Annotated in this window: 15 protein-coding genes and 1 tRNA gene; 7 read left to right on the top strand and 9 right to left on the bottom strand. The window is 56.9% G+C overall.

Annotated elements, in window-relative coordinates; genetic code table 11:
* Positions 1 to 51: 51 nt before the first annotated feature.
* From AB8841_RS05630 to AB8841_RS05620, 3 genes are all read right to left on the bottom strand, one after another.
* Positions 52 to 1,047: a phasin family protein gene (locus tag AB8841_RS05630; RefSeq protein ID WP_370434850.1), complete on the bottom strand. Its 996-nt coding sequence runs from the start codon at positions 1,045 to 1,047 to the stop codon at positions 52 to 54.
* A gap of 260 nt (positions 1,048 to 1,307) precedes the next feature.
* A complete protein-coding gene (locus AB8841_RS05625; RefSeq protein ID WP_370434849.1) occupies positions 1,308 to 1,499 on the bottom strand; it encodes a hypothetical protein in 192 nt (63 codons plus the stop codon).
* A complete protein-coding gene (locus AB8841_RS05620; RefSeq protein ID WP_370434848.1) occupies positions 1,496 to 1,735 on the bottom strand; it encodes a hypothetical protein in 240 nt (79 codons plus the stop codon). The genes AB8841_RS05625 and AB8841_RS05620 overlap by 4 nt, the downstream gene beginning before the upstream one ends.
* A 1,252-nt stretch (positions 1,736 to 2,987) precedes the next feature.
* Here AB8841_RS05620 and AB8841_RS05615 point away from each other — a divergent pair.
* Positions 2,988 to 3,072: transfer RNA gene (locus AB8841_RS05615), tRNA-Asn, on the top strand.
* Positions 3,073 to 3,406: 334 nt separating this feature from the next.
* On the opposite strand, the gene AB8841_RS05610 is transcribed toward AB8841_RS05615, so the two are convergent.
* From AB8841_RS05610 to AB8841_RS05595, 4 genes are all read right to left on the bottom strand, one after another.
* Entirely contained in the window at positions 3,407 to 4,576 is a 1,170-nt protein-coding gene (locus AB8841_RS05610; protein WP_370434847.1) for an acyl-CoA dehydrogenase family protein, read from the bottom strand.
* An 88-nt stretch (positions 4,577 to 4,664) separates the two neighbouring features.
* Complete coding sequence (locus tag AB8841_RS05605; protein ID WP_370434846.1) at positions 4,665 to 7,640, bottom strand: amino acid adenylation domain-containing protein; 2,976 nt, start codon at positions 7,638 to 7,640, stop codon at positions 4,665 to 4,667.
* A gap of 36 nt (positions 7,641 to 7,676) precedes the next feature.
* Complete coding sequence (locus AB8841_RS05600) at positions 7,677 to 8,714, bottom strand: thioesterase domain-containing protein (RefSeq protein ID WP_370434845.1); 1,038 nt, start codon at positions 8,712 to 8,714, stop codon at positions 7,677 to 7,679.
* 249 nt (positions 8,715 to 8,963) lie between these two features.
* Positions 8,964 to 9,533: a 4'-phosphopantetheinyl transferase superfamily protein gene (locus tag AB8841_RS05595; RefSeq protein WP_370434844.1), complete on the bottom strand. Its 570-nt coding sequence runs from the start codon at positions 9,531 to 9,533 to the stop codon at positions 8,964 to 8,966.
* A gap of 801 nt (positions 9,534 to 10,334) precedes the next feature.
* Between AB8841_RS05595 and AB8841_RS05590 the strand changes: the two genes are divergently transcribed.
* Positions 10,335 to 10,589, top strand: coding sequence for a VanZ family protein (locus AB8841_RS05590; RefSeq protein WP_370434843.1), 255 nt, complete (start codon positions 10,335 to 10,337; stop codon positions 10,587 to 10,589).
* A 338-nt stretch (positions 10,590 to 10,927) separates the two neighbouring features.
* Here the strand turns inward: AB8841_RS05590 and AB8841_RS05585 are convergent, their stop codons facing one another.
* Both AB8841_RS05585 and asnB read right to left on the bottom strand, forming a co-directional pair.
* Positions 10,928 to 11,764: a hypothetical protein gene (locus AB8841_RS05585; RefSeq protein ID WP_370434842.1), complete on the bottom strand. Its 837-nt coding sequence runs from the start codon at positions 11,762 to 11,764 to the stop codon at positions 10,928 to 10,930.
* A 102-nt stretch (positions 11,765 to 11,866) separates the two neighbouring features.
* On the bottom strand, positions 11,867 to 13,729 hold the full coding sequence (gene asnB, locus AB8841_RS05580; protein WP_370434841.1) for an asparagine synthase (glutamine-hydrolyzing): 1,863 nt from the start codon (positions 13,727 to 13,729) through the stop codon (positions 11,867 to 11,869).
* Positions 13,730 to 14,300: 571 nt separating this feature from the next.
* Between asnB and AB8841_RS05575 the strand changes: the two genes are divergently transcribed.
* The 5 genes from AB8841_RS05575 (at position 14,301) to AB8841_RS05555 (ending at position 20,796) form a co-directional block, all read left to right on the top strand.
* A complete protein-coding gene (locus tag AB8841_RS05575; RefSeq protein WP_370434840.1) occupies positions 14,301 to 15,539 on the top strand; it encodes a glycosyltransferase family 4 protein in 1,239 nt (412 codons plus the stop codon).
* Between the two features lie 40 nt (positions 15,540 to 15,579).
* Positions 15,580 to 17,553, top strand: a complete 1,974-nt coding sequence (locus tag AB8841_RS05570) for an alginate lyase family protein (protein ID WP_370434839.1) — start codon at positions 15,580 to 15,582, stop codon at positions 17,551 to 17,553.
* 683 nt (positions 17,554 to 18,236) lie between these two features.
* Positions 18,237 to 18,908 (top strand): exopolysaccharide biosynthesis polyprenyl glycosylphosphotransferase, encoded by a 672-nt coding sequence (locus AB8841_RS05565; RefSeq protein ID WP_370434838.1) that lies wholly within the window; start codon positions 18,237 to 18,239, stop codon positions 18,906 to 18,908.
* 194 nt (positions 18,909 to 19,102) lie between these two features.
* Entirely contained in the window at positions 19,103 to 19,237 is a 135-nt protein-coding gene (locus AB8841_RS05560; protein WP_370434837.1) for a hypothetical protein, read from the top strand.
* Between the two features lie 14 nt (positions 19,238 to 19,251).
* Positions 19,252 to 20,796, top strand: a complete 1,545-nt coding sequence (locus AB8841_RS05555) for a hypothetical protein (RefSeq protein ID WP_370434836.1) — start codon at positions 19,252 to 19,254, stop codon at positions 20,794 to 20,796.
* Positions 20,797 to 21,113 lie beyond the last annotated feature (317 nt).

Genomic DNA, 21,113 nt, shown 5'->3' with positions numbered 1-21,113 from the left:
ATCAACGCTCCCAGTCCCTGATCCGGGAGCGTTTCTCTTGAACCGAGAGGCTTACGCTGCGCGACCGACCCGCTCAGCGGTTTTTTCAGCCTGCATGGTCACGACCCGTGTAGCCTCCTCAGCCATCTGGATCGTGATCTCGGCGATACGCCGGCTGTTCTCCATCGTCTGCTCCAGGTTATCTCGAAGGAGCGTCGTGTGCGCCTCAACGAAGTCCGTCATCGTCCGGGAGCGGGCCAATACCTGCAGGCCATCAAGGTTTCGTTGCAGGCGCTTCTGACTGCGGTCGACCACCTCGCGAGAGACCTCCTGCAGGCCTCGGGCGAGTGCCGTGCTTGACTGAGCAACCGCACGCAAATTGTGCGCTGCGTCTTCGCTCAGGCCCAGCGCTCCGTTGTCGTGGTGCCCCGCGAGCACCAGGCCATGGCCCGTCGAGTGACGGGTCAGTTCGGAGAGCGCTCCGAAACCGGTCTCCATGGCCTCCTGCAGGGCTTGAGCCAAGGTTTGGGCACTTTCGACACTGGCCCGCAGCGTGTCGGCCACATCTTCCGTCACCCGCTGAACGGTCGCAACCTGCTCGCGCGATCGGCGGGCCTCTGCGCGTTTTGCCTCATCGATACTTGCCATATCATCCTCCACTTTCTCGACAACGGCCTCGACCTCTTCGTTGCTCAGAACCTTGAGCACGGCTGGAAGCAGCTCTTTTCTGTCGTCCCGAATGTGTTGTTGAAAAATGCGTCTTAGCTCGCCGACCTTGGCGAGAAACTCGGTGCTGTTCTTCGGCATCGTGTCGAGATCGCCCAAGAGAGCACTGGTTTGCTCATTGTCGTTGTTGGCCTCGCGCGCGAGTTCCTGCATTCCGTGCTGCCGGAGAACAGGAAACAGATATTCCTCCTGCAAGGAGGCCAAAAGTTCCAGTTCTTCCTTCAGGCTGGCGAACAGACGCTCACGAGTCTTGATTGCGCTATCGGAAGTCGCAAGAAGCTTTTCAAAGAGCTCATTCGCCCTATCCGGCGGCGCCTGGCTGAAGCGTTGGGTGGCGGACATTGTCTCTCCCTGGCAATAATAAGGGACTGATCTGGTGTCTGAAACGGAATTACGCAATCTGGCGTCGGCCGCAGCGGCGGGACCTCGCAAAAGCAGAAACGATGGCGGCGCTTGCGTGAGTCCCCCTTGCTGTCTTGGACGTCGGCAATACAACGCGCCGACTACCCCGAGACGTTCCTCACTTTTCCACCTATGCTCATCTTTCGATCGGCCGAGCTTGAGAACAGCCGTCGGTGATACCCGCCGTTCCGGTGCTACACTCACCCGTCATGAAAGGGATGTTGCAATTCCTGACGATATTTCTGGGCTTTCTGAAGTGCCTCAGTGGCTCGCCGCTCGTGGAAGGAGCGTTGAAACTCGGTATGTGCCCGCCGCGCATAGGCAATGTGCGTCTGAGCCTCGGACTCGTAAGCTCTGATAAGAGAGTCCAGTTCGTAACGATTGTCGATCATGGTCGTTCCTCCCGGTATTGAATGTTGAAGGCGTACAGCAAAGCCTGCCTAATGCCCCTTTTCAGAGTACAAGCCTCTTGGGAAGTACGCGCGCCCTCCAAGAGCAAGGTCATCGTGTCGGCCCGGTTCAAGCTCTTGATCCATTGAATTCGTACGATCTCTGCTTCCAAGGCCGCAAGCTCGCGCTCAAGCCAGGCTATGCGCATCAGAAGAGTGGATTGAGGTTCTGCTTTCATGCACGCCACTATGTGCCTCTAACGATAGTCCTGCCGGTTCCCGCGTGATTTCGGATGCGATCCATGGCGGCCCATATGCTTCGTGCAGCTGGGCTGTTCAGTGACTCGGGTTGAGGATTGGTCATTGAAACCTTGACGTCTTCATGATGCGAAGGGGCGGCGATGCTGTTGCCACCGCAACGTCTCAAGGAGGTCGAGATAAGGCTGACGTCGCTCCCAATGAGCGACCCTTATCCTGTCCTTGATGTACGCTTTCAGCTCTGGGTCGATCGCTCTCGCCTCGGTATTTTCCAATTCAAGCTCGGCAGCGAAGTCAATGTCACCGAGAGTATGAGTAACCTCCCGCATGGTGGCAGTAAGGCTGAGTGAGTGCCTATGGTAGGTCTGACGGGGTCTGTGAAGCATTATTTCCTCTTGTTGTTATTGCTTGTTGTTATTGCTGCTTGGACCCAAGAGATGGCGGAATTAACTTAGATTAACAAGCGTGGTGGCACGGGTAGGATTACGACGGGTTTTTACGTAACCCTTTCGAGACTTTCTGGATTCGAGGCTTCTTGGTTGAAGGTCGACGTTCGTTCGAACCGAACGCTTGCGGAACAATCCGTAGGTGTTGTCCGACTGGCGTCTGTAGGGCCCCAAAACTAACCTCGGTTAATGGCAGGCCGTGACCCAGGCCTACGGTTTAGGGAGAGAGCTGCCCAAAGCGGCAGCAGGACGTCGCGACAATCGAGGGACGGCCTGCGGGGGTGGCAAGGGTTCATTTGCCATCCCCCGAAACCTCAGTTTTCACAACAGCCCGTTGGACGAGAGGCCGCTCGGCAGGTGCAACGCTGCCGTCCGCCCGGAAGCCCACAAGTGCAAGTCCACTTCCAACATTTGATACTGTAGCGCTTTCTCTGTACCCCTGCCGCCACAGGAACTACGCTTGTTCGGGTCGGATGCAATCATTCAATGGCGTGCGGAGACTGCAATCATCGAAGCCTCTTAACGACCCAAGTCTCTTGCCTCGGATCCGATCTCCCATGACAAAGCCGGCGGCCGGAAAGTGGGTGCCGTACGGCAGTTGATCGTCCTGCAGGCACCGCGCACGGCAACGATCATTTGGAGTAATTCGCGGTCGCAATAACTCCGTCTTTCTAGATATGGTCTGTCTATGCAGGATTCAGCTACAATTATGCGGATGGCGACATAAGGAGATGCAGAGCTTTCTCCAGAATGGTCCGTCAGCTCATCGAGTACTGACAACGTATAATCCCAGGTGGCGGAATTGGAAGACGCAGCGTGCTGTTGACGCGCGGCCGAAAGGCGTGGGGGTTCGAGGCCCTCTCTGGGAGCCATTTCTTCGCGAAGAGCGATCCTTCATCTAAAAGATATAGAAAGCATTCTGATCCGGTCAGAATACTTGCTCTAGCGCATCGTGCGGACTCGGCGGGCCGCGCTAGAGCATCGGACCCCAAAGTGGAATCCACTTTTGGGACTGAATCCGATGCTCTTTCCACTTGCGTGGAATCATCCCTTTTCTTCAGCCCGGTCGCATTTTTGACGTTGAACCGGATCCATTTCACCGAAAAATTCCTCTAACCGTATCGGGCGGGTTTAGGGATCGCGGAAATCGATGCCCGTCCCGGAGGACGAACGGAAGTCGACGCCGTCACCGCCATCCGACGCAGGTCAGGACATCGACGCGACCACGTCCAGCATTACCTCCGTCGCGCCGCCGCCGATCGACAGAACGCGGGCATCGCGCGCCATGCGTTCAATCGGGCTCTCGCGCATGAAGCCCATGCCACCGTGGAACTGCACGCAGGCATACATGACTTCATTGACGAGTTCCCCGCAAACGGCTTTCACCATCGAAACCTCGCGCATGCAGTCCTCGTCCGCTGCCATGCGGTAAGCCGTGGCGTAGACGAACTGGCGGTTCGCCTCCACCTTCGCGGACAACATCGCAAGACGCTGTCGGATGGCCTGCATATCCCACAGGGTTGCCCCGTATATGCGGCGGGTTTTCAGCCAGGCGAGCGTCAGTTCGATCGCGGCTTGAGCCGCCCCCATCGCCATGGCGCTGAGAACGAGGCGCTCGTTCTGGAAGTTGCCCATAATTGAGTAGAAGCCTTGCCCCTCTGCGCCGAGGACATTTTCGGCGGGAATGCGACAGCCGTCGAAAACGAGCTCCGCCGTATCGGACGAGCGCCAGCCGTGCTTGTCGAGCACGCGGGCGACCCGGAACCCCGGCGTGTCCTTCTCGACAATGAACATCGTGATTCCGTTGCTCCCGGCCGATGGGTCAGTCTTGGCGGCGACGAAGATGAGATCCGCATGGGCGCCGTTCGTTATATAGACCTTCTCGCCGTCGATAACATAGGATCCTCCGTCCCGGCGGGCTCGCGTGCGGATACCCTTCACGTCCGAGCCGGCATCCGGTTCCGTGATGGCAACGGCCGTGATCACCTCACCGGAAACGATGCCGGGCATCCAGCGCTCCCGCTGCGTCCTTGTTCCATCATGGAAGAGGTGTACGGAGGCCATGTCGGTATGCACCAACGTCGCTATGCCGATGCCGCCATACGTCGAACGCCCGAGTTCCTCGGCAAAAATTGCGGATGCGATCGCATCCATCCCGGATCCACCATATTCTTCTGGATACCGAATGCCTAAGAAGCCAAGTTCGCCCATGCGGCGCAGGACAGGGCGGGGTATGAACCCTTCCTCTTCCCAGCGATCCGCATGAGGTTTGATCTCCTGTTCGGCGAAGCGCCGCACCTGGTGTCGCAGGATCTCGTACTCCCCCGACGCCCAGGGCAGCCTCAGACCCCGTGCTTCTCCCCCGGCTCCGCTCATCGTTTTCTCCACTCGTGAAGAGCGCATCGTTCTTGCTGGAAACCAGGGCAACTCTTCACTCATGCGGCCCGTCAGTTCCGTACGATATTTAGAGTTCGATTTCCTCTCTCGGTCCCTGGGATGGCGAGGAAGCTCGTGCCCCTGCCATCCAGAGCATACCGTCGATGACCTCCGCCAGTCCTGCCACCGTCGGGCGCTCGAAGAGATTGCGGAGCTGCACATCGACGCCGAACGTTTCCCGTAGACGAGATACCGCTCGCATCACCAGCAGTGAGTGCCCTCCCAGATTGAAGAAGTTGTCGTTGCGACCGATCGAATCGACCTTAAGGAGGTCACACCACAGAGCGGCTAGCGTCTTCTCTGTCGCTGTTTCCGGGGCCATGAAGTCTTGCTCGGTCTGAATGTTCTCCGCAGTCGGGTCGGGAAGCGCCGTGCGATCAATTTTGCCGTTGGTCGTGAGCGGCATTCGCTCCAGGCTGACGAAATGGGTCGGCATCATAGCTTCGGGTAAGTGTTCGGTCAGATAAGCACGCAGGTCCGCCACGCTCACGTTCTTCGACGGGACATAATAGGCGACAAGACGCGCGATGCCGTCATCAGTCGCGGCGGGTTCGACGTAGCCGATTTCAGCCATGATCTCCTTGATACGATGCACGTCTATCTCATCGTTCAGTTCGTCAATGGCCTCATCGCGCGTCTTCTGGCCCAGCCGCACATCCCAGCTATAGGGTAGGGAGTAGTTGTGATATCCGCGTTGCTTCTTGTGAACATAGATGCCCAGATCGTTGATGAGGCAATTCGTCGAGCGTCCGGTGTCCGAGGGGCGGCTCCATCCAACCTGCGTCTTCAGGAATTCCAGCATATCCTCCAGTGGAACGCTCCAGTAGCGATAGAAGTCAATGAATTTCACTTCTTCAAAGACGGAGTCACTCCGGAAGATGTCTACGTCGAGATAGCGCGACACTGCGTCATCGCGGCGGTGATATTCCTTGCGCGCCTCAACGACGAGCCCGTCGAGGCGCTCTGGAGCGTAGTCATCGCGCTTGAAGACTTCTTCGGTCAGCCGCGTCTCGAAGAATTGACCTCGCGATAAGCCGGTGACGATATACCTGATGCCCTTCTCGCGGGCGAGGTTGGTAGCAAGCGTATAGATCGTCTTGAAGCACCCGTTGCAGACATTTGCGAACCGCTTCAGGCTGTCGACGAAGATCTCATTCATATGCGGCGTACTCCCCCAATGGAGGTCTACGCCGAGTGTGTTCACTAGCCTTCTGATGTTCGTCTTGGCCTCTTCCGAGATGAATCCGTTATCCAACGTGAAGACGAGAGGCTTCACTCCCATTGCGCAGAGTTTGCTCAGCATGAAGCTGCTGTCTTTACCGCCGCTCAGAAGAACGATGCAATCGTAGGGACCTTTCCGGTTCTCCTGCATCTCCCTGATAAGAACCTCAAGATCATCCGGTGTTTTGAAGTAGCCTTGCGCCTTGTCGACATATGTGTCGAAGGCTCGACACAGATTGCAAACACCGGCCGTGTCGTAGGTTGTGCCGGGCATGTCGGACGCGAGGCCGCATCGCTCGCAATAGCGCAGTTGCGTATGTGGTTTCTTCGCCGTGGTGGTGGCGAGGGTGACCGCACATTCCTGGATGTGCGGATGCCTCAGGAGTTGGGCCTCGATCTCGCCCAGCTCCACGCGAGCACCCCCAATCTGCACTTGATGGTCCGCACGGCCGAGGAAGTCCAAGCGCTTTTCCGAGTTCCAACGGGCAAGATCGCCTGTCTTGTACAGGCGCAGCGTCGAGACCGGATCCCGGGGATCGGCCGTCGTCAGGAACCGCTGAGCGGTCATCGCAGGTTGATTGAAATAGCCCTTCGCAAGACCGTCACCGGAAATATACATCTCGCCGACAATCCCCGCGGGAACTGGCCGATGTCGCTCGTCGAGGACGTAGATTCCGGCGTTGGCCGCCGGAGCACCGATCGGTACAGATGGCGACTGATCCCGTTCGAAATCGAACCTATGGATCATGCAACCTACCGTTGCTTCGGTGGGGCCATATTCATTGTAGATCTCGATCGGATGGGGAATGGCTTTCGTGATATCGCGAGCCAATTCGGTCTTGAAGTCCTCGCCCCCGACGATGAACTTGCGCAGCCGCGTGGTGCTGAGATCGCGGTCGCGGATCATCGCGAGATGCGCAGGCGTCAGCTTCACGATATCGACGGCATTGTCGTCGACGACCTTGAACACGACCAGGCTTTGCACGCCGGGATCCCCGCGATACACCACGATGCGACCGCCGGTGATGAGGGGGGTAAAGAGTGTGGTGACGGTCAGGTCGAAGGCCAGGGATGAGAACAAGGGCCACGCGAGGCGTTCGCCGGGGCTATACATCCGGGCTGCCCACCAGATGTAATTCACCAGACTCCGATGCTCGATCATGACGCCTTTGGGCGTGCCCGTCGATCCGGAGGTGAAGATGATATAGGCGAGACCGTCCGGAGAGGCTGCAGACGGCAGGTCGGACACAGGCTCACCCGAAATCGACCGGAAATCCGCATCGAGCACGAGCGGGTTGGCAAGGCCAAGGGGAATGACAGGTTGCAGGTTCGGTTGTGTAACCGCAATCGGGATCTGCCCTCCCATTCCATTGGCGATGTCCTTCAGGATCGTGGCAAGGCGTCCCTTCGGTGTCGCTGCATCCACCGGAACGTAGGCTGCGCCGGCTTTGAGGATGCCCAAAATCGCGACGAGAACCTCGATGGAGTGTTCCATGAACACGACGACGATCCGCCCAGGCTCTACGCCGTTCGAGACCAACCGGGCGGCCATCTGGTTGGAACGCTCATTCAGCTGCCGGTATGTCAGACTTTCGACCCCGAGCCGAACTGCTTCGGCATTGGGGGTCTGGGTGGCTTGCGCGCGGAAGAGATCCACAACAGTCTGATGTGACGGATAGGGCGCGGCTGTGGCGTTGTACTCGACGACCAATGCTTGATGATCGAGATCGTGCAGGTGAGCGAGAGGCACGCTCTCTGTGGTCAAAGGCAGGAGTTCATTCATAGGACTCGCTCTCCGTCTCGGAATGTGGGGATCAACTCAAATGCCTCCTGCGGCTTTTCGGGCAGAATAACGATATAGCTCGGCAATGGCCGGCGCGTCCGGTTCCTGGAGCATATGGGGGCCGTAGCAATCCTTGGGCCCGAAATAGAGCTCAGCATGAGGTGCTGCCCGCAACCACCGGAGCGGCGCCGCGCCCGATCGAACCCAGGCCTTGTTTGGAAGGAATATGCAGACACGGCCAGGGTATGGGGCGGGAATGTACCGCCGCAGGGCCGTAATGGCCGTATCCTTGAGTCGAGCTCTACGCTCGAGCACCGCATCGTCCTTTGCCGGCTCCTCGCGGTTGGGACCCTTGGTCAGAAGCGATCTGGCTTCCTCGCGACGCTTTCGAATGCGATCGGTGATATATCGGACGCGCGCTTCAAGCGACGGTAGCTTCGCCAGGTGTCGCAGGTGCATGACAACCGCGCCAGCCTGGCGCCTGGCATAGAAGAACAGCAGCCGGGGCAATGCCTGGTAGGTACTGGGATGAAGAGGGCCGAAGAGGGCCGCGCATCGGACGTCCGCTCCGCGCTGATCAAGAAGCCGTGCCAGTTCGTAGGCCGTCGCGGCACCGGAGCAATAGCCAGCAATGACATACGGGCCTTGCGGCTGGAACGCGAGGATTTGGTCGGCGAAGTACTCAGCGATGTCCTCGACGCGATCCATAGGCTCGGTCCGCCCGTCGAGGCCCGGCGGTTCGAGCGCGAAGAATGGCTGATCATCACCGAGATGCTTCGAGATATCGGAGAACGAAATGACGGCTCCGATGTGCCCGGGCACGGCATAGATGGGTGTCTGCGTCCCGTGGGGCTGGAGCGGCACGATGGCGGGCTGTTGCCGGACCGTCGCTGCGGCCATATTCAGGAACGCGATGATCTCGCTTTTGCGGTCCCGCAACTGGTCGCGAAACTCCGGCGTGAGCGCGCCCGCGGGCGCGTTGCAACGCAGGCGGTCGCCGTCCACCCAGACTGTGATGTCTTTGCTCGCGAAGTCTGCGAGAAGGTCCGGGATCTTCAGAACGTGCGTGTTCATGAGAGCGTCCCCATCACTCCTTCATGATTGACAGCGGAGACGCGGCAAACTCTCGCGCGCCATTTATCCAGGTACGACCGATTTGTGCGGGCGCCCCATGGTCGCGCTGGAGCCATCCGGCGCGCTCGATTTATGGTGGGAATGGAAAACACCTGCGGTTTGGATGAACGTGCATGTTTCTGGATGGAAGAGCCTGAGCTTCCGTTCATCGGCGTCGATGTATAGGCGAAGGATGTCATCGCGGGCACTTCAACTCTGGACGACCACGGTCCCGATGTAGCCCACTTTCGGAATGAAAGTGTGGAGAGACCAGTCCCGGACACCGGGGGGGATCGGATCCCCCAGACCGCACCCCAGGGCTTTGGATATGGCTTCGAGGCGAGTCCAACGCCGCATGAAGCCATCCGGACGTTCCCCTGGAGGAAGAGTATGATAGGATTCTTGCTCAGCCACGGAAAAGCAGAGAGCTGCGATATCGTCTGCTTCGGCGACAGGACGTACCTCTTCGATGTCCACTCCCACCTCTCGTGCATCCGAGAGGGCAATGACGGCGAGATCGCCGGATCGGGAGACTCCAAAGTGCAATCCCTGCGCTGGCATGCGGCGCGAGAGGCGAGGCTTGCCATGGGGACCATACTCCAATTCGATATCTGACGGCGGAATCCCCAATCTGGAACCGAGGAAGTGGCGCAACCGCCCTCGGGTAACCACGAACCGGCGACGATCTCGTTCCCATGTCAGGTTATTTGCGCGCCGGCGTTCGTCCTCGGTCAGGCAAGTGCCCATCTCGCGGACGAATTCGGGTCTTTCATCGAGCATGCAGGCTATCACCTCTAAGCCGTCATTCTCGAAGACCCGCATCGCGGTCCCGGACCTAGGGTCTGCAGCCAAAGTCATAGATGGATCCCGTCTATTAGGGGATGCTGGTATGCGCGAATGCAGTCCATCCTAGTGAACGGTATCGTCATTCATGCGAAGCTTCCCAATGAAACATTCAAGGTACAGCGGAAGCAAGCAAGGACTCCCGGATATTTGGATGTATGTACACTCTACATCGAAAGATATGAGCAAAGGCAGACGCGGATACGCTATTGCTCTTGGCTATTCGATAAGATGGCGAGGGTACAAAGCTAAGCTTAGGGGGGCAGGTACTGTCCGCGCGGGATGGGGAGTGCTTCCCGTCCCGGCGATACGATGATGGGCCTCAATGAGGGGATGCTTCGGTTCACAATGTGAAGATCGCAATTTGATTGTCCACCTCTTGGACCAAATTCTACGATATCGGCTTCGTGAGCAGGCCTAGCCGATAGTGGTAGCAAGGTATCGAATTCGGGGAGAAGGGGCGGCTTTCTATAGTAAGCGACCCCATATGGGGGTCATCAGTGAACCGCCCGGATCGATTCTATAGAAACAGCATAAAGGGAGAGACTTCGGCACATCGAACCGCGTAGCATTCTGTAGCATCGTCATTCATTACCATTGTGGTGCAAAACACGTATGAATACCTGGAAACTGGCCAAGCGGATCAAGATGCCGCCTCAGAATGTCTCTCGTGCAGCGGCTTGGCTGCTTCTTGGCGCTGTTGGAGTCGTTACTCTCTCTCCGATCGGGATGCGACCCGTGACACAGGCGCCCGTTAGTCTGGAGCGCCTTGGGGCGTTCGCGCTCATTGGGGCGGCATTTTGCTACGCCTACCCGAAGCACCGTTACGCGATCCTGATTTCCCTTATTGGGCTGACCGCTTTCCTTGAGATCGCTCAAAATTATGTCCCGGGTCGCCATGGCCGTCTTTCCGATGGCCTGTTGAAGGCGTTGGGGGCCTTTCTCGGAGTGACGCTCACAACACTCATCGCGCATCGGGAGCGTATGAAGTGATATGCGTCAGCGCATCGTGCGAAAGAAGAGGCCCCGGTTTTCAGCAAGAACGATGCGGTCTTTCCAAGAAGGGGGCATCGGACCTAAAAGTGCAGATCCACTTCCCGCGTCCGATGCTCAACAGCATCGGACGTGAAATCGAACTCACGTCCGACGCTATAAGTCTATGGCCTTGAGCATCTTTTCACGCAAAACCGGTTCCCACTTTTGCGTCCGATGCTGTAGCTGACATATTCGGCAAATCCCAGCACTATCGCGCGCCGATCCGATCCGAGATCTTCCCTGGATCCAGTGAAGCATGAAGCTGCAAACTTGACTGTGATCGCTCCGTACGAAGATCAGCGCACGGGTTTTGGCACCTGCGTGTCGGCCGTGTTGGTCGAGTGTGGTGTCGGAGCTGGGGTGCCCGTTTTTCCGGAGGGGACGCCGTCCCAGATCTGGACGTCATCGAGCCAGACATCGATGGGGTTGTTGGAGTAAGGATTGCCCAGAAAGATGCGGTTGATCGGAGCGTTGTTGACGCCGATGTTGTCGCCGGTGTGGTCGAGCACGGTCTCGCCGTTGATCTTCAGCCAGGTCTCGCCGTCGGTTTTGCCGCGGTGCGAGAAGAACTCGACCTTGAACCACTCGCCCTGCGGCACGGGAACGTTGGTATTGACGCCGCGCCAGAAGGTCTGCAGCGGCACGTTGCCGTTGGCGTTGGTGTCCCACACCATGTTCCAGGCGAGCTGACCGTTGTCCATTGCCGTGATGGTGTTGACCACGCGGAAGTCGCCGGCGGTCTTCCATTCGGGCAGGGGCGCCGTCCAGCCGCCGGCGCCGAGCTTGGACCAGAGATTGGCGGGCAGCTTCATCCAGGCGCTCATGTAGAAGTCGCCGGGCTCGGAGGTGGGCTGGAACAGCAGCGGCGATTGGGTGTAGTCGGCTGGACGCGAGTTGACGTCGAGATGCAGGGCACGGGTCTGGTTGCCGTCATGGCCGGTGGTGGTGGTAATGGCGATGGAGAACACGCTGTTGTAGTTGCCGGCGCCGGAGAGCATCTGGATGGTCGGGGCCCGGCCCCAGACATTGCCAGTGTTCTGCAGGCCCTGCAGGGCCTCGGTGTTGCTGTTCACCTGCATCGGGGCCAGGAACACCGGGCCTTCAAACCCGGTCGAGAACAAAAGGCTTGCCATCTTCTTCCCTTTCGGTCGGGTCGGTCTTCATATTCTGGTGACAAATCAAGGACAGCTCAGAACGTCCATCGCATCGACAACGATTCTTTCAATACCGGACGGCTAGATAGCCATCTGATATTCCCGGCAGAAGATCTCGAGCGTCAACATCGTCCACAGAAGCTTCTCGTGGTTTCGCCGCCGCTTCTCATGCTCATCAACGATCTTTGCCACGTGACCTCGTTTATAGAAGGGACGCGTTACGGCTGTCGGCGAACACAGCGTGTCATGGACCAGGCTCTTGAGGGGGCCTCGAAACCATTCATCGACAGGGACCTTGAATCCAATCTTCCGCCGATCGAGGACTGCCGGGGGCAGTCTCTGTCCCAAAGCCCGCCTCAGGATCCGCTTCCCCTGACCTGCGCTGATGAAATGATGGGTAGGGAGATCGGCCACGCACCGGGCGAGCTCAACATCCATGAAGGGCATTCGCCCCTCGATAGAATGGGCCATCATCATCCTGTCGCCCCTTTCAAGGAGGTTGTCCGGCAACCATGATGTCTGATCGAAGAACAAGTGGCGCTTGAGTCGAGATGTTTGAGCCGAAAACGGAAAGTCGGAACTGCTTCGACGGTCCGGCGCGTTGATCATGATCCGACACTCATCGCTACTGAGAGCGCCGAACCAGCTCGGGAGCTGCTGCATGGGGTCCCGGTGCGAAAGTGCTCGCGCGAGAACGGAGATACGCCCGCGGTTCTTGTATGGCGTCATCTGTACAAGCGCAGCGAGAAAAGGATCCAGAGCTGCCGGCAGCAGCCCTTGCAACGCCTTCACATAAGGCTCGGCTCTATGCTTGGGATAGCCGCCCAAGAGCTCATCGCTTCCTTCCCCGGTCAGAACCATCTTTACTGTGCGAGAGGCCATCCGCGACAGAAGGTAAATCGGAATATCGGAGGGTTCGGATACCGGAGCTCCTCGGAACCTCGTCGCAGAAACCAGATGATCCGAAATATCGCCCGATTCGATGACGTGCTCGTTATGCTCGGATCCATAGAACTGGGCCGTTTCCCGGGCGGCAGACAGTTCCGATAGGTTCGAGCCTGAAAACACGGCGGTGAATGTCCTTACAGGGCGCGTGACGGCCCGGGAGACCTCGGAAAGGACGGCGGCAGAGTCGATGCCGCCAGAGAGGAACACCCCGTAGGGAGCGTCAGACCTGAGGCGTATTTTCACGGCTGTTTCAAAGGTGCTCCGAAATCTCTCATCCGCCTCCTCGATGGAAATCTCCCGGTCTTTGGCCGTTTGAAATGGGGGAGTGTAGAACCTGGTTATGCTGAGCTTCCCGTTGCGCCATCGGGCAAAGGAGCCCGGCGGAAGCTTCTTAATGCCTTTGAAAAATGTGTTAGGACCCGGGACATACCGGTAGCGAAAGTACTCGGAGGTGGAGTCCGCATCTATCTCGCGCTGGATGCCCGGATATCGGAGCAATGCCGCAATCTCAGACCCGAATACAATTCCGCCGTCCGGGAGTTCGCTATAGAACAGAGGCTTCTTCCCAAAATGATCTCTCGCCAGTAAGAGCTCTGATTTTTCCTGGTCCCAGAAGGCGAACGAAAACATTCCACGCAAGCGGGACAATGCATCTGTTCCGAATTGATTCAGAAGGTGCCACAAGACCTCCGTATCGGAACCTCCGCGAAAATTTATGTGCGGAAGCTCATTTCTAAGCTCGATATAATTATAGATCTCGCCGTTGAATGAGAGAACCCGGCCCGGCTGAAGAGCCATAGGCTGACTTCCCGCTTCCGAGCACTCGATAATCGCAAGCCGAGTATGGGCAAGGCCGATATGCCAGTCGCTATTCTCATGGAAGTAATGCCCCAGCGAGTCAGGCCCTCGATGCTCAAGAGCAGCATGAACGTCGTTTATGAAACCGTGGTGAGGTCCCAGAGCTGGACGGGTGCACCAACCAAATATTCCGCACATGACTTGCTTCGCTTTCCGTGGAGGGACTATGCCAGGCGCTTTTATCTATACTTTATGAGTACCTATTTCGGATAGGAGGAGTCGTATTGCTAAAGTAGACGCATACGACGCTTTCTTGATTTTGTCTCCCTGCGAGACATCATATTAATATACGGCATTTGCATAGACAATTGCTTGTTCCGTTTGGAGGGGCGAGTGCACGACGACGCGTGCGCATCCATGGAACCGGTCAATCTGATGCTGTAGATGTGCGCAGAACTCTCATCTTCCATGGGCGACCTATATGATCTGGTCCGGAAAAATCGATCGAACCATTGTGATGACCAGACCTGCCTCGACCAAAGGTCTACACCGAAATGTGAGCAGGTTCTCGACTGTTGCTTCGGCGGTAACTCGAACTTGCCGCGTAAAGCGTCTAAAAGCGGCAGAATAGGTCTGTCCCGCCAAAGAGTTTCGCTTTAGCTTCGCGAGGTTTCGACAAACGCCATGCGATAACATCGTGCTCGATGCTGAAAACCTCCCACCACATCAACCCCACAATTCCTGGCAAGGAGCAGCAGGAGACGCAGCAATGACGTCGACAAGTGGAGTGCTCGTTCAAAGGAGCCGCTCCAAGACAGCTAACCGTGTGCTGTTTATCGTGGAGAATCTGCCGGTTCCCTTTGATCGAAGAGTGTGGTCCGAGGCGACGACGCTCCAGGCGGCAGGCTACGAGGTATCCGTAATCTGCCCTCAGCGCGATAACTACTCTGCTAAACATGAGGTTCTGGAAGGCATCCATATCTACCGGCACCCGCTTCCAGAGGCCTCAAGAAAGCTCGGGTACATTTGGGAGTATGCCAACGCGTTGTTCTGGCAGTTTACGATGTCAGCCAAAATATATCGAGAACGCGGCTTCGACATTATTCATGCTTGCAATCCTCCGGATCTGATCTTTCTCGTAGGGGCATTCTGGAAATTCCTGTTCGGTGTGAAATTCGTTTTCGACCACCATGATCTCAATCCCGAACTTTTCGAAGCAAAGTTTGGGCGCCGGGGGCTTCTCTGGCGCGTGCTGGTTTGGCTAGAGCGGCTGACATTCGGGATCGCCGATATCTCGATTGCTACCAACGATTCCTTCCGGCGCGTTGCGATACAAAGAGGGATGATGAGACCGGAACGGGTTTTCACGGTTCGGTCGGGCCCTAATCTTAGTCGAATCAAGGAGCTTCCGCCCGATTCCCGTTGGAAAAAGGGGAAGCCTTATCTCGTCGCATATATCGGCGTGATCGGCGAGCAGGAAGGCATGGACCTTCTTCTTGCTTCCGTCGATTACATCGTAAATACGCGTGGCCGCAAGGATGTGCAGTTCGTCATCATGGGATCCGGTCCCTCACTGAGCGCTACAATCCAGCAGGCGGTGGATATGGGTCTTACTGAATGGTTGGAGTTTCCCGGAAGAGTCGACGACAAGACGCTCTTTACGGTGTTGTCCACGGCCGAGGTCTGTGTAAATCCCGATCGTCCGAACCAGATGAACGATAAGTCGACGATGAACAAGATCATGGAGTACATGGCACTCGGCCGCCCGATTGTGCAGTATGATCTTACTGAAGGGCGGGTGTCTGCTCAGAATGCCTCGCTTTACGCGCGCAACACCGATCATAAAGACTTTGGCGACAAAATACTGGAGCTTCTCGATGATCCCGGCCGGAGAGCCACGATGGCCGCAGAGGGGAGGCGACGTGTGAGCCAGGAGCTTTCTTGGCCGCACGAAGCACCTAAACTCCTGCACGCGTATCAATCGCTATCCGCCGTGCGGGACTGTTGATCCAATAGAGCATCGAGAGAGAACTTTCCGGCGTCCTGCAATGAACAAGATCTACAAGAGTCTGAAACTGCGAGCCGGCATCTACTATTGGTATTGGCAGCGTGCCAGTTCGATGTCCCCTCCTGAAGTGCTTCATCGGGTCTCGGAGCAGGGACGACGCTTTGGATGGAGATTCAAGCGCTTCGGATGGCGTAGATTCGACGCACCCGACGGCGATCTCGTAGCAAACCGGAACCTGATGGGGGCACTTGCGTCACCGATCAGCGCGGATCATCTCGACCTCCTGACTCGTGAGGTCGAGAATGTTCGAGCACGGGGTGTGACCTTGCTGGGGGTGGAGTGGCCTTCAGACGCGCTGACAACTCTCAGTCCCGATCTATGGCTGCAGGATCCAGTCACCAAGAAGCAATGGCCAGGGAAGGAAACGTTCTGCTTCGATATCAATTATCGAAGCGCTTCAGAGCATAGCGACGTCAAGTTTGTATGGGAGTTGAACCGGCTCCAAATGCTTCATCCGGTCGCGATGCTCGCCCGCATTCGAGGTGACCGGAGCGACGTTGCCTGGATCATGAAGGTCATCACCTCATGGATGCAGGCAAATCCACCATTCCGTGGGGTCAACTGGTCATCCGGGATTGAGTTGGGCCTGCGTATGGTCTCGATTGCCATTATCGTTGCCTGCATCGGCGAGTACTTGACGCCTGATCAAAGGCGTCAGATCCGCACGTTCGTCGCGGCACATGGGTTCTGGCTTCAGCGCAATCCGTCCCTTTTCTCCTCTGCGAACAATCATCGCGTCGCGGAAGGTCTGGGCCTCCTCCTAGCCGCTCAACTTACACCCGACCTGCCGGAATCGTCGCAACGCTATCGCGCAGCGGTCACGATCCTTCAGGATGCGGTGCAGACACAGTTTTTCGTCGATGGAATTGGGGTCGAGCAATCTCCGTCGTACACAGCGTTCACGCTTGAAATGCTCGCATTCGCGGCTCTCGTACTAAAAGATGCGCCTGAGGCCATGCAACTGAACCCAGCCTTGCTGGTAAAGCCGGCAACGGCACTGCGCCGCTTTCTGAACGAGAAAGGGATCTCTCCGAATATTGGCGATAATGATGAAACCCGCGTCGTTTCAGGGCCACTTGGGCGTGAACCAAGGTATGTTTCATCTATCATCGCCGCAGTCTTGGGACTTTCCGAAAGCAAGGAGGTCCCGCCACCACACGATGCGCATCTCCGCGACCTCATCTTCGGGAGCAGCAATGCATGCCGCCTTCCGGAAACAGGCTTGGCGACATTCGTAGACGGGGGGTACACAACGTACCAGGAAAGCTCTTCACGGCGCCATATTCATCTTGTCTTCGACCATGGTCCATTAGGGTTCGGAACCATTGCCGCGCACGGTCATGCCGATGCATTGGCGCTTTGGCTTTCTGTCGATGGTGATCCGGTCCTCGCAGATTGCGGCACATATTTGTATTACTCTATCGGTCCTTTCAGGGATGTGTTCAGGGCAACAGGATCTCACAGCACTCTTCAAGTCGGACTGGATAGTCAGAGTGAAATGGCAGGTGCGTTCAACTGGAAGAGGAAGGCCATGGGCCGTATCAACTGCTCGACCCGTTCAGGAACGGCCTGGGAAGTCGAAGGGGAACACGACGGATACGTGAGACGTTATGGCGCCGTCCATCGACGGCGAGTTTCCTACGACGGCGAAGCCATCGAGATCGTTGATCGGTTGACGGGATCTTTCCACCATGTCGACACGTGCATCAGCTATCTTCTGGATTCAAGCGTGGTTCCCGAACTCAAGAGTGATCGCACGGTCGTGCTGAGACGGAGAGGGAGCGTCCTTGGTCGGATCATATTCTCCGGCCCTCCTGCCCGCACAGAGAGCATTTCCCTGTCCACGGTACCGTTCTCGCCGCAATTCAATCAGTTGACATCGACCTCGCGGATTGATGTCCGGGTAAGGTCGCGCCCGAGCGATACAATCAAGGCAAGAATAGAGTTTGCGTAGCCGTATGCTCGGTCGATGCGTCGCCGTATCCCATGGCGAGCATCGAGGGGATCGGACATGGGCCTGTGTATCCGTTGCTGGGAGCTACCCATCATCTTTTCCAATGCGCCAAGATGGACCAGGCTCTGAACACCCTCACGCGGTAACCCAAAAGTTGAGCCCTCAGGGTGATATGAACAGACGTCCCTGAGAAGGCTGCTTCGGGGAACCATCTCAGAGGGGGGGATCCAGGACATGCGGTGGAGCACTCCTTGAAACTGCTTCGCCTCCTTTGGGAGGATACGTGAGTGGACGAAATACGCTCCGCCGGCTTTTATCGCGATCTGGTGGTCCGACATCCCTGTCCGAAGTGCGCGGGAACCACCGCTGATTGAGCCCTATAACCCTTATGTATACGGAAACTCTCCAAAATAAGTCTCGGCGTAGGCATGGGTATCTTTATACTACAGATTATAACAATGTCTTGGTTGCGCAGTTTAGGAGGGCGCAATGCTGCCTTATGGCATGACAGACTAAGTCTCATAAACAAGCTGGACACGTGACTGGCTACAATCTCCTCCACTCAAAGTGCACAGGTATGGCGAGCGGCCACGAAATCGAAGCGGCGGACATCTCGCTATTGGAGGCGGCTTTTCACGGAAAGATCGTCAAAGACCACTCCATACAACCGGAAGAATCACGTCATGAATGCACCTGCTAAGCAACTCCTCCTTCATGGCGATCCTGCACCCCATAGGCCGCGCAGTTCCGTCGGATGGCGCAGTTATGCCTCGGTAGCAAAGAGGGTGATCGATCTCATCGTTTCGACATGTGCGCTGCTGCTTCTCCTCCCGCTCTTCCTTACTGTTGCTCTTATGGTCAAGATCGACACACCGGGGCCGGTGTTCTTCTGGCAGACGCGGCGAGGGTTACATGGAAAACCTTTCAGAATCATCAAATTCCGGACGATGTCCGTTCTCGAGGATGGGGACGTGGTACAGCAGGCAACGCGTGGAGACAGCCGCGTCACAAGAACGGGCCGCTGGCTCCGGAGCTCCAGCATCGATGAACTCCCTCAACTCGTGAATGTACTTCGGGGTGAAATGTCTCTCGTCGGGCCTCGTCCCCACGCACTTGCGCATGACAATTATTACTCGCAACTGATTGGGGATTACACTGCCCGGCAGCTAGTGAAGCCTGGCATAACGGGCTGGGCTCAGGTCAACGGCGCTCGGGGCGAGACTCCCGAACTCGGTCAGATGAAACGCCGCGTCGAGCTGGATCTTTGGTATGTAAAACATTGGACGGTGATGCTCGACTTGAAGATCATCGTCATGACGGCGATTCAGATATTGAGGAGGCATGAAGCATTCTGAGGGAACTCCCAAGTGCCCGGAGAGACCCGATCTCTGGTAGTAGCTCGTCGTCTACCCCCTGAAATTCCGGAGCAACCCTTGAGATATACGGATAGGCTATTTCTACCCTGTTCGCATGAGGGTAGCATACAAGAAACGTTGCACCACGTAGGTCGATTGTTCGCATGCTTTCTCGGGATTCGGGAAGTTCATACATGAGGCGTGAATCACACACGTGGTGCAGGCTCGCCCGCTTCATGAAGATCCAGCTCGGCTTCGTCGCCGTAGGTTTCCACAATGTGGGTTTCGCGGTCTTCCGGGTTGACGTCAGCAGGATAGGTATCTCGTGATCCGGGGACATGGCATGAGCTCGACATCCGGCCGGTCAGGTGGAGTCGCGTTGGCTGCCGTAACGCGATTGGGGAGCCTCTTTCTAGGCATTGGATTCCAGATCCTTGTGGCCAAGGCGATGATGACGGGCGAATACGCTTCGTATTCAGTCGCATTAGCCATTTCTGTTGTAGTCGGAACTCTTTCGGGCCTGGGGATTGCGCGCTCTCTGTCCCGCTTCCTTCCTCTTGTCATTGCCTATGGTGCGGGTCCCGACTTGGTTCGCACGCTTGCCTTCTACCTTTTCCTCAAGGCGATCGGCCTGGGGATCATCATTGGTTCTATGTTGCAGCTTGGAGTGCTCGACATTCCGACGCTGTGGAGCGGGCATTCACCCGATCAGCGCATACTGATCATCTGGATCCTTATCCTGTCCTTCCAGCTGGATATCGAGGCTCTCGCGCAAGCTCTGAAAGCCTATCGTGCTTGGGCTGTCACCGCATTTCTCGAAGTAGCATCCAGATCCTGTATATGTTTGTTCATTGCGGGATTTGGCCGGCTCCATCCGGACGACGTCATGTTTGTCTGGGGGAGCACCTCAGCCGCACAAATTTTTATCGTTATCCTGATCCTGTTCATCAAGAACAAGAATTCTGTCAGGGCGGACTTCAACCCAGCTGACCGCAGTCTGATCCCGTCCTTTGGTCAGCAGCTCAAGTTCTCGATCAGCATATATATATCGGCTTTGTCGTGGCTCGCCGCCAGCCCGTTCTCCGTGCGCTTGGTGAGCGCTACTGGTCTGCCTCCGGCCCCACTCGCTGCAATATCGTTCGTGCAGGCCTTGGCATCCTCGGCGTTGCGCGGGCTTCCGGTCCATCTGCTATCTCCTATCGTCGAGCCTCTCCTCGTTGGGAAAATCATCGTCAATGGGGATCGGCCGGCGGCGGAGACGACCCTGAGCGTTTTGATCAAGTTGGAGACCATCATCGTCATGGGCGCCATCGTGGTTGCTGCTCCTCTTGGGCCCTTGCTCATAACCACATTGGGAAAGCCGGATTTCGCTCCTTATGGGTTCATTCTGCCCATCCTGCTGGTGCAGTCGCTTGGAACGAGCTATTTCAGGGCGGCGGAGATATTGGGCAGCATTCTCCAGGTCCATGTGACTTTCGTCGCGATGCTGCCAATCAGTTTGCTCTCCCTTGTGCTTGTATATCTCACCAGCTCGTCCCTGGGTCCGGCAGCACTGTTGATCTGGCCCTGCGCCGATACAGCCGCGAAGCTTGCGATAATGATCTATGCATTGAGAGCGCGCGGGGCTGCAAAGATCTTTGATGTCGCCCGCCTCAACGTGGTAATTGCACCTGCCATCATCCTAATTCTTGCGACGGAGGCACTCATTTGGCGGTTCGGCCTTGATGAATTCGGAAGGATTTGCCTGAGTTTATTGGCCGGCGTGACATTCATGCTGACACTCCTTCTGTCAAGGCCGTTCCGCCGTCAGGAGCACCAACTCATCGATGGTTTTTCGCCAAGGAATACCGTCAAGGTCGGAAATATGGTTGGTCTCCTTGCAAAATAGCTTCGAGAACTGGCTTTTACCGTTTCGGCCGAATGGAGCATGGCGGCGGCGTTTCGAGGTGAGACCTGGAATCGCGCCTGCTGACCAGAGATTGCGATCGCCGAGCGCATCATGCGATGAAGCGGACCCGGTTTTCATGGACGTGGCCCTTCGGTTCCGATCGCGACGATGCGCTGATCTAAGAAGGGAGCATCGGACCCAAATGTGCGTCCGATGCTCTAGGCACGATCCGCAGGATGACCGTCGACATGATGTATCGGCCGTTGAACAGGATCGCTGCCACGCCGCATCGTCGCCAGCCCTTTCGATTTCGTCTC

Source organism: Microvirga sp. TS319 (assembly GCF_041276405.1).
In the GTDB taxonomy this organism is placed as follows: Bacteria; Pseudomonadota; Alphaproteobacteria; order Rhizobiales; family Beijerinckiaceae; genus Microvirga.
The sequence above is the reverse complement of the archived record's forward strand: the minus strand, read 5'-3'. Positions and strand labels throughout refer to the sequence as shown.

Bases quoted from the DNA above. Each gene is read 5' to 3' on its own strand.
- AB8841_RS05575 (WP_370434840.1), top strand. From the start codon at position 14,301: ATGACGTCGACAAGTGGAGTGCTCGTTCAAAGGAGCCGCTCCAAGACA.
- AB8841_RS05605 (WP_370434846.1), bottom strand. From the start codon at position 7,640: ATGAATGAACTCCTGCCTTTGACCACAGAGAGCGTGCCTCTCGCTCAC.
- AB8841_RS05560 (WP_370434837.1), top strand. From the start codon at position 19,103: ATGAGGCGTGAATCACACACGTGGTGCAGGCTCGCCCGCTTCATGAAG.
- AB8841_RS05630 (WP_370434850.1), bottom strand. From the start codon at position 1,047: ATGTCCGCCACCCAACGCTTCAGCCAGGCGCCGCCGGATAGGGCGAAT.
- AB8841_RS05565 (WP_370434838.1), top strand. From the start codon at position 18,237: ATGAATGCACCTGCTAAGCAACTCCTCCTTCATGGCGATCCTGCACCC.
- AB8841_RS05620 (WP_370434848.1), bottom strand. From the start codon at position 1,735: ATGAAAGCAGAACCTCAATCCACTCTTCTGATGCGCATAGCCTGGCTT.
- AB8841_RS05595 (WP_370434844.1), bottom strand. From the start codon at position 9,533: ATGCTCGATGAAAGACCCGAATTCGTCCGCGAGATGGGCACTTGCCTG.
- AB8841_RS05555 (WP_370434836.1), top strand. From the start codon at position 19,252: ATGAGCTCGACATCCGGCCGGTCAGGTGGAGTCGCGTTGGCTGCCGTA.
- AB8841_RS05625 (WP_370434849.1), bottom strand. From the start codon at position 1,499: ATGATCGACAATCGTTACGAACTGGACTCTCTTATCAGAGCTTACGAG.
- asnB (WP_370434841.1), bottom strand. From the start codon at position 13,729: ATGTGCGGAATATTTGGTTGGTGCACCCGTCCAGCTCTGGGACCTCAC.
- AB8841_RS05570 (WP_370434839.1), top strand. From the start codon at position 15,580: ATGAACAAGATCTACAAGAGTCTGAAACTGCGAGCCGGCATCTACTAT.
- AB8841_RS05585 (WP_370434842.1), bottom strand. From the start codon at position 11,764: ATGGCAAGCCTTTTGTTCTCGACCGGGTTTGAAGGCCCGGTGTTCCTG.
- AB8841_RS05610 (WP_370434847.1), bottom strand. From the start codon at position 4,576: ATGAGCGGAGCCGGGGGAGAAGCACGGGGTCTGAGGCTGCCCTGGGCG.
- AB8841_RS05600 (WP_370434845.1), bottom strand. From the start codon at position 8,714: ATGAACACGCACGTTCTGAAGATCCCGGACCTTCTCGCAGACTTCGCG.